The sequence below is a fragment of the Kitasatospora sp. NPDC056531 genome, from assembly GCF_042794375.1.
Taxonomy (GTDB): Bacteria; Actinomycetota; Actinomycetes; order Streptomycetales; family Streptomycetaceae; genus Kitasatospora.
Map to the genome: position 1 here is coordinate 1,675 of NZ_JBHTTU010000149.1, position 8,395 is coordinate 10,069.

Here is an 8,395-nt window from a genome sequence, read left to right on the forward strand (position 1 = left end):
GGACGCCCGTGACCGGAAGGGTGACCGTGCCGCCCTGCCCGACCGGCGCCTGCGCCACACCGAGCCCCTGACGCGTGTCCATCAACCGAACCGGCGCCACGTCGGCGAAGCGCGATCCGGTGCCGTCGGAGGTGTAGTAGCCGCTGATGTCGGCGATCAGGTCGACCGAGCCGGCGTTGTTGTAAAAGTTGATCTTGCCGTCGACGACCGGGACGGTGACCAGGTTGGGGACCGTCTGCTTCGCGGTGAAGTTGAGATTCGAGGTGGTCGGACGGTCCTGGCCGTGCGGGTAGACGATGACGTGGCTGTCGGCCGTCGGGTCGGTGGCGGTGACGTTGAGCACGACGGCCGTGACCCCGCTCGCCGGGACGCCGTGGACGCCCGTGACCGGAAGGGTGACCGTGCCGCCCTGCCCGACCGGCGCCTGCGCCACACCGAGCCCCTGACGCGTGTCCATCAACCGAACCGGCGCGATGGGGACGAACGTGCTCGGGGCGCCGAAGGTGATGCTGTGACCGTTGCCGAGGTAGTTGATGCTCACGGGCGCCTTGCGGGAGTCGCCGCCGGTGGAGTCCACCACCTGTACGTCGCCCTGGAGCAGGAACGACGAGACCGCGGGGCCCGCGCTGAGTTCGAAGCGGAACTCACCACCGCCGTAGGTGTTCCCGTCGATGACGACCGGCGGAAGGTCGAAGGCCGGTACGTTCAGGGTTAGCGAGCCGTCGGCGTTGACTGTCCAGATCCGCGCCTCACGCTTGACCGTGGCAACGCCCGGCTGGAGGAGGTAGGTGTCCACCGCCAGCATCCGCGCGAGCTCGGTCGCCGTGTGCCCGGAGGACGCGATCGAGTCGGCCGACAGCGTGAGCTTCGGCTGGACGCCGGTCAGCCCCTTTGCGGTCGGGTCCGTGAGCGTGAGTGTGCAGAGCTGCGTCGCGTCGTTCCCGGCCTGCAGCGGCAGCGCCTGCTGGCTCCAGGAGAACCACGAGTTCGCAACATCGCACTGCGGGCCCTCGAAGCCGACGGACGGGGCTGCCGCCACGGCCTGGAACGGCAGCAGCCCGGTGGCCAGAGTGGCGCCGGCCACCAGCATGCCGGCCCGCTGCAGTGTCTTCGTCTTCACGCCGGACTCCCCCTGCGGCGCAGCCGGGTCGTCGGCGCGCCAGGTCGATGAAGGTGCGCACCGCTCGGCCATCGGCTCGGGCGACCGCCGCATGGCGGATCGGCGCGATGAGATCGTAGGGCAACCACTTCGGCCGAACGCCATGGGGGTCGCCACTGCCGACACAGCCGTCTCCACCGCCGACCGGGCAGGACAGCGACGTGAGCGGGTCCGCCGATACCCGGGCGGATCTCGCCCCCCGCATGGCGGCACGTACGCACTGAGCCCCGGCGGCCGCCACCGGCGCTCCGCCACCGACCGCGAGCGGTCGGGCCCCGAGGCCCGCGCACCGGCGGCAGAGGCCGGGTCTGGCCACCGGGTCGTGGCACTCTGCGCACTTCGCGTACCGGACGGGCGGGCGCGACTCGACGGCAGCGGCGGGAGCCTCCGCGGGCGGAAGTCTGTGCTTCAACCGGTAGCCGAGGAACTTCACTGGTGCGACCACGTACCGCGGCAGGTCGGGCAGCAGGGCGCCGCCGAGGCCGACGGACCGGCTCAGGCCGGTGAAACACAGCACTGCAACACGCCCACCCACCCCCGCTCCCGGCCACATAGCGCCTGGTCAGACCCGCAACATGGCCCCGTGTCGCACCCCAGCGCAACACCGCGTTGCACCCCCGCGTTGCACCCCGCACCCGCCACCAGACCCCCGACCACCAGGCCACCGAGCACCACCACCACGAGAAGGCTGGCCCCAACAACGGCCGCCGTCCTCGCCGTACCCGGCCGCCCCGGACGGCGACCAGGACAACCCACACCTGGCGGTCGTCGGCACCGGCAGCAGCCACCACCCGAACTGATCTGTGACGGCGGAGTCGGGACGGTCGTCACCGAAGTTGGGAACAGCGCCGGTTTGTGACAGCGAAGTTGGGAAGCACTGGCGCAAGCGGCGCGCCGAGGCCGACGATCGATCGGTGGCCTCGTGGATCCGCGCTGTCGAGCACGAGTTCAACCGGACGGCGTGACCGGGGACCACATGCCGAGCCACTGCTCGGCGCCCCAGGCCTCGAACCGCTCTACCTCAGTGAACCCCAGCTTCGCCGCGAGACGCATCGAGCCGACGTTGGCGGTCTGGGTGGTGAGCACCACCGGCTCGCCGGGAAGCGCGCCGGCGAGCCAGCCGAGCGCCGCCGCGCACGCCTCGGCGGCGTACCCGAATCCCCACGCCCGCGGCAGGAACAGGTAGCCGAGATCGGCCTTCCCGGCGGCAGCCGGGCGACGGTGCCCCGTTGCTCTCCTGAGCAGGATCTGGCCGATCATCGACCCGTCGAGATCAACGACGAAGCTCCCGGGCCACCGCTCGGGCGCCCCGGGCATCTCGCGCTCGAGCTCGTCACACGGCCGGGGGCCGCCGAGGTAGGTGTGCACCTCTGGCGAGGCGAGCAACTCGATGAACGCCGCCCGGTCCCGGGTCTCGGGCTCACGGAGCACGAGCCGCTCGGTCCTGATCGGCTCAGGCGGCCAAGCCACGGGTCCAAGCTCAGTCATGACGGGCAACCTACCGCACGCCCGTCGGCAGGAGCCTCAGACGACCGACGAGACCGATCAGTCCCAACTTCGGCGTCACAAACCAGCGTTGCCCCAACTTCGGTGACAATCGTCCCAACTCCGCTGTCACAGATCAGCAGGCCCGCGAGCACCAGGCCGGCGGAGCGGACGGCGGCCGGTGCGCGGCGTGGTCACCAGCGCCGCGACCAGCTCGCGCTTGACCGGCCTGGGCAGGAGGAGCGGCCCAAGGCCCTTCCGCTTCCGCTTCTCCTCACAGGCCGGGCACTCCAAACGGCCGGGGCCGGCCTGCTCGGTCAGCTCCAGCTTCGAACCCGCCTCGCCAATCGGCGTCAGCTCTTCACCGCCCTTCAGGGTGACGCTTCACCACCGCCTCAGCACTGCCTTGAATGCCGGTGGAGCCGCCGGGGGCTCTGTTCCAGAGGGCTCTAACCGTGGCCGCGCGACTCGGTCGGCTACGGCCCGGCGGCAGCGTCTTCGCCGTCCCTGCCCTTCCTTCCGTCGACCCCGTGTCGCCCGTGTCCTCCGGGTCGCCCAGGTCGCCCGGGTCGCCCGTCCTCCCCGTCCTTCCCATTCCTGCCTTCCAGGCCAGGTGGGCCAGGGGGCCCCGGAGGGCCAGGCGGACCGGATGGGCCGGATGGGCCGGACGCGGTGTGCGCCACCTGCAGATCGGCGATGCGCCGACCCTTCAGATCACCGATCTGCATGTGCTGGGAGACGAGCGCAGCCTCCTGCAGGACGAGCGCGGCAATCAGTGATCCGCGGAGCACAAGGCGGCGCCGCAGCCTTCGCGGTGTTTCATTCACGCTACTCACACGATCCCTCACGTTGTGCGACGGCGACAGTGTAAGTGGCGAGGCGTCAAAGGATCCGCATCCATCTCCGAATCGCCACGGAACTGCCAGACGGCACAGGCTGGGCGGATGAAGCGCCGCCCGCAGCCAGCCGGGCCCTCGGGCGCGTCCAGCCAACGGCTCTGTCCCGTAATCGGCTCTGGCGCACATCCGGTGGTAACGGAGCGCATCTGTCATCACCAGTGGTGACAATCCATGGCGATTGGCCGAATGACCTGCATGTCCATCGGCCGGCCAGCCGACTCCAGGCCGAGAGGATCCTGCCTCGGCGGACATCAGCGTCCAGACTCGCTCCTTGATCGGGATAGCGCTGGAGGCCAGTTGGCCTGCAGGGTTGCCGATCGCGCGTTCCAATAACTGGCATGACGCTCTGTCACCACCGGATAGATGCCATTGGCGATCTTCAAGTAGGTGCGGGAGTGTCAGCGGGTTCGAGTCCCGTCGCTCAGTTGCTGACAGAGGTGTGTGAAACGGGTCGCGTCTTTGGTTCGGTCGTTGTCCGGCTGGTGCTGCTGGAGTCGGACGATGTTGGTTCCGGCTGCCGTGAGCACGTGTTGGACGTGGGTTTTGGCGATGCCGTGGTAGCGGCAGTGGCGGAGGCCGTGGGCGTGCACGGTCTCGGAGACGGTGGCCTCGCAACCGGCCCGGAGGGCGTATCGATCGTGCCAGGTCCGGGTCTGCTGTTCCTTGCGGACCCGGTGCTGGATCTCCTGCAGGGGTTGCGGCAGCAGCAGGACGTGGCGGCCTTTGCCGTCGACGTTTCCGGTGCACTGGAGGCGGTCCTCGCAGGGCCGACAGGTGGCGCGGGGGAAGAGCACGGACAGGCGTGGCTGGCCGTCGGCCAAGGTCGGCTTCCAGGGCGGACTGGTTGCGCCGTTGGGACAAGTCAGCGTTCTTTCAGTCCAGTTGGGCTGGAAGTCCTCTTTGTTGAAGCCCGGGCGGGACCGGGAGGCGGGTGCGACACGGACGGGGCCGACCAGGTCGATCCCGTGCTCGGTCCTGGCCCGGTGGACGGTGGCCGGGGTGACATATCCGCCGTCGACGAGGCGCTCGGCCGGGGCGAGGTCACGCGCCGTGAGGTCGGTGTGGATCGGCTCCAGGGCGTCGATGTCCTGCCCGGGTGCCGGCGTGGTGGCGACGTGGACGATCACGTTGGGCAGGCCGTCGTCGCAGGTCTCGGTCTGGTGGTCCTTGCAGCCCACCCACTCGGCCTTGCCGGGCTTGTGGCTGAACCGCGCCTGCGGATCGCGGGGAGAGACGATCTCGACCGACGACCACGGAACGGTGGCCGAGGCGGGGTCCGGGCTTCCACCGGCAGCGGCCGCCCCGGCGGACCGGCGGGCGGTGGCCCTGCGGCTGCCGGTCCCGGGTCTGCTTCGGTCCGCGCCAGCGCAGAGTGCCAGTCTCGTCGTACCAGTACTGCTGGACCCAGACCTGCCGCAGGACCTCGACCCTCGGCAGACGGCGGAGCCGGGCCGGGGCATCGGGAGCGAGAAGGGCACGGAACAGCCGCATGCCGTCCTCGCCGACCGTGAGCGCGTACTGCTCGCGCTCGTTGGTCTCCTTGGGCAGCCGGTCGTAGCGCACCGGCCGGCCGTAGCGCCGGGCCCACTCGCCGGTGATCAGGGCAGCCACCTATTCCTCATCGGCGGCAGTCAGCTCCTCCAGGGCCGCGCGAAGGGTCTCACCCACCAGCTCGATCCGGTCCAGGCGTCGCACCGCCGCCAGGACGTGCGTGGAGTCGGTCCGCTGCCGGCCGCGCCGCTTGACCAGCCCCGCTTCCACCAAGCCCTCCACCATCACGGCCGGCAGGCGGTCGGCGCGGTCGCCATCGGCCATCCGGTCACGGAACTCACTGAGCACCGAGAAGTCGAAGCCCGGATCGTCCAACTCCAGCCCCAGGCAGTAATTTCCAGTCCATACGACACCGGACGGCCTCGGCGGCCTGCCGGTCGGTGAGGTTCTCCGAGTACTGCAGCACCGACACAAGTGCCAGCCGAGCCGGCGACAGGCCACGACGCCCGTCAGTCGGATACCGCTCCTCGAAATCGTCGTCCGTGAACAGTCCGTCCAGATGATCGCGCACCCACATCGCCGCCGTGCCCCGCGGATTGCTCGCCCGGGCCATCCGTGCGGTCAACGGCGGGATCTCCCGCCCGGACCAGGAACCCATCGCCACCGCAGCCCACCCTTCGACCAGCCCGAATCTCCAGGCCAGGACAGCAGGTGGGCATAGTCAACGGCCGCCGATCGACGACAATCTCACCCTCGCTGGTGAAGATCACCAACAACATCCCGGATATGTGCCAGAGCCGAAGACCGTACAGACCCGTGGTTGGTGACCCGCGTCTTGTCAGGCGACGGGCCGTCCCGATTGGAAGAACAGATGGTCAGAGGAACAGGAAGCCCAGCCAGCTGGAGGGGAACCAGCCCTCCAGGGGGCGCAGTTCGGGTTCGGTGGCGGGATGGGTTGCCAGGATGGCCTGGCGCACCTCGCCGCCCCCGTCCGGTCAACCACCACAGCCGTTCCGGTGGCCTGGTCCCAACCCTCGACACGCACCATGCGACCGATCTCGGTCTCGGTGCCGTTGAAGATCGCGATCCAGCCGGTCTGATTGAAGTAACGAAGAGACACCGCCCCATCATCGCGTCCAGGTAAGAGGTCGCGCAGATAGGTGCTGTGGGGGCCTCGGCGGCCCCGCACGGTTGGGCGTGGACACCGTCCGCTTCGGCCGAATCGACACCCCGCTCCTGCACTCGCGGCCGGGGCTGGGCTCCGACGACGCGATCACCGCCGCCGGGTCGATCACTCCTTTCGGCCGCTTCGGCACCGCCGAGGAAGCCGTTGCCTCGGCTCTTTACAACGGAGCGTCCGTCTGCTCACGTGCCGGGGTCGAGAAGGCGGCGAACGCAGCGTCCAGCAGGTTGCCGAGGTCCTCTTGGCCGTCGCTCGCACTCCATTGCCCGAGGACGATCCACAAGATTTCGAGCGCCGCCGCTACGCGAACGTTGGCGATGACCGATGACCCGTCGGTCGAGGAGGTTGTCTTCAGCAGTCGGGCGACGATCTCTGGTCGCCATCCAGCCTGCTTCTCGCGGAGGCGTGCGCACAGGGCTGGGGTCTGCTCGATGAGGCCGAGGATCGTCACGAGTTCCTGGACGTCGCGCACGAGGAACCTCACGGCTGACTCCAGGGCGTTGCGCAGCCTGCTCCAGTCGTCCTGGTTGGCCCGCTCGGCATCGAGCGCGTCAGTGATGACGTCACCGACAGGGTCGAAGACGAACAGGACCACGTCTTCCTTGGTGCGGAAGTAGCGCAGGAAGGTGCTCCGCGACACTCCGGCGGCTTCGGAGAGGTCGGCGAAGGTGACCTGGTTGAAGCCGGTGAGGCAGAACCGGTTGAACGCGACGCGGGCCAGCTCTGCTCGTACCGCGTGGCGGCTGATCTCACGGGTACCGACTGGCGCTGCGCTCATGGGGACGAGTGTACTCCGACACACTCGTTTGCTTCTTCGGACATAGGTTTCTAATCTGATACTCAGTGTCAGTCACGACGCTGAGATTCGCGACGCTGTCCCCAGCCGGCGGCCCGGTCACAGGCCGTCCCTTACCGCGATATGGAGCCACCTCATGAGCTACGAAGACCTTCCCGCCCTGACGATCGACGTCTCGGACGGGGTCGCGACGGTGACAATCGATCACCCGCCGCTCAATCTGATGGACGCGGTCCTCCTGCCGTCACTCCGGGCATTCGTCGCGCGTGTGCGGGACGACGCCGACGTCCGCGTCATTGTCTTCGAGAGCGCTGACCCGGAGTTCTTCATTGCGCACGGTGACATGGCCTACCTCACCGACCCTGACGCGCTGCCTGCAGCCACTCGCGCTGCGATCGCGGCCGCGCCGGGCTCGACCGTCCCGGAAGGCCTGAACATCCTCCAGGCGATGAGCGAGGAGGTCCGCTCGCTGCCGCAGGTCACCATCGGCAAGCTGGCGGGCTTCGCGCGCGGCGCGGGCAACGAGTTCTTCATGTACCTGGACATGCGATTCGCGGCGATCGGCAAGTCGGGGCAGGGGCAGCCGGAGTCCTTGATGGGGATCCTCCCCGGAGGCGGCGGCACGGTGAACATGACGCGCCTGGCAGGAAGGGCCCGCGCGCTGGAGCTCATCCTCGGCGCCGAACTCGTGGGCGCGGAGCTCGCGGAACGGTACGGCCTGATCAACCGTGCCCTGCCCGCCGCAGAACTCGATTCCTTCGTCGACACCCTCGCCCGACGGATCGCCGGCCTCCGGCCGGAGGTGATCTCCATCACGAAGGCTGCGGTCGACACGGTCGCGCAGCCGATTCCGCGTGCGGCATACGCCGTTGAGAACGAGGGCCTGTTCGCGGCGTTCGGCGATGAGGTCACCGAGCTCGCCTACAAGCTGCTCGCCGCTGGTATCCAGACCCGCGAGGGCGAACGGGACCACGAGCGCATCGCCAACAGCATCTGAGTGCCCAAGCTCTCGCCATCCGTGCGCAGAGGCTCCGTGGGAAGAGTTCCTCAGGCCATTGCCGGCACGCGCGTTGTACACAGGAATGAGCATCCTCGTGTCAGCCGTCATCCTGGTGTGCTAAACACAATCCGCGTGTCATGACAGCGGATTGGTCACTTCATGACAGCCGAGATCCACGACACCATCAGACAGAAGCCGAGCTCAGCGATCCCCTGCCATCAATCAGCCCGCTGCCGCCCATCCCGCTGACACCACCATGCACACTCACACGCAGCCATGACGCCAAGGGGGTGTGTCCAGCCAACGGTGTAACTCAGGTTGATTTGTATTACCGGCGGCCGATGGAGAGTCGGCCGTCGAAGGTGATCTCGAAGGCGTTCAG

General features: G+C 68.6%; 6 protein-coding genes and 1 pseudogene. 1 reads left to right on the forward strand and 6 read right to left on the reverse strand.

Going from position 1 to position 8,395, the window contains the following annotated elements; translation table 11 throughout:
• From ACFQ87_RS42205 to ACFQ87_RS42230, 6 genes and pseudogenes are all read right to left on the reverse strand, one after another.
• Nucleotides 1-1,120 (reverse strand): annotated as a pseudogene (locus ACFQ87_RS42205) (hypothetical protein); the annotation flags it as partial.
• 987 nt (nucleotides 1,121-2,107) lie between these two features.
• The gene (locus ACFQ87_RS42210) at nucleotides 2,108-2,647 is read right to left on the reverse strand and encodes a GNAT family N-acetyltransferase (protein WP_380616277.1); all 540 of its coding nucleotides are present in this window, start codon (nucleotides 2,645-2,647) and stop codon (nucleotides 2,108-2,110) included.
• A 1,294-nt stretch (nucleotides 2,648-3,941) separates the two neighbouring features.
• Nucleotides 3,942-4,721: a transposase gene (locus tag ACFQ87_RS42215; RefSeq protein ID WP_380616278.1), complete on the reverse strand. Its 780-nt coding sequence runs from the start codon at nucleotides 4,719-4,721 to the stop codon at nucleotides 3,942-3,944.
• Between the two features lie 433 nt (nucleotides 4,722-5,154).
• Nucleotides 5,155-5,409: a hypothetical protein gene (locus ACFQ87_RS42220; protein WP_380616282.1), complete on the reverse strand. Its 255-nt coding sequence runs from the start codon at nucleotides 5,407-5,409 to the stop codon at nucleotides 5,155-5,157.
• On the reverse strand, nucleotides 5,372-5,692 hold the full coding sequence (locus ACFQ87_RS42225) for a transposase (RefSeq protein ID WP_380616281.1): 321 nt from the start codon (nucleotides 5,690-5,692) through the stop codon (nucleotides 5,372-5,374). The genes ACFQ87_RS42220 and ACFQ87_RS42225 overlap by 38 nt, the downstream gene beginning before the upstream one ends.
• A gap of 685 nt (nucleotides 5,693-6,377) precedes the next feature.
• Nucleotides 6,378-6,995: a TetR/AcrR family transcriptional regulator gene (locus tag ACFQ87_RS42230; RefSeq protein ID WP_380616279.1), complete on the reverse strand. Its 618-nt coding sequence runs from the start codon at nucleotides 6,993-6,995 to the stop codon at nucleotides 6,378-6,380.
• A gap of 154 nt (nucleotides 6,996-7,149) precedes the next feature.
• Between ACFQ87_RS42230 and ACFQ87_RS42235 the strand changes: the two genes are divergently transcribed.
• Nucleotides 7,150-8,010, forward strand: a complete 861-nt coding sequence (locus ACFQ87_RS42235) for an enoyl-CoA hydratase/isomerase family protein (RefSeq protein ID WP_380616280.1) — start codon at nucleotides 7,150-7,152, stop codon at nucleotides 8,008-8,010.
• The last annotated feature ends 385 nt before the right edge of the window (nucleotides 8,011-8,395 follow it).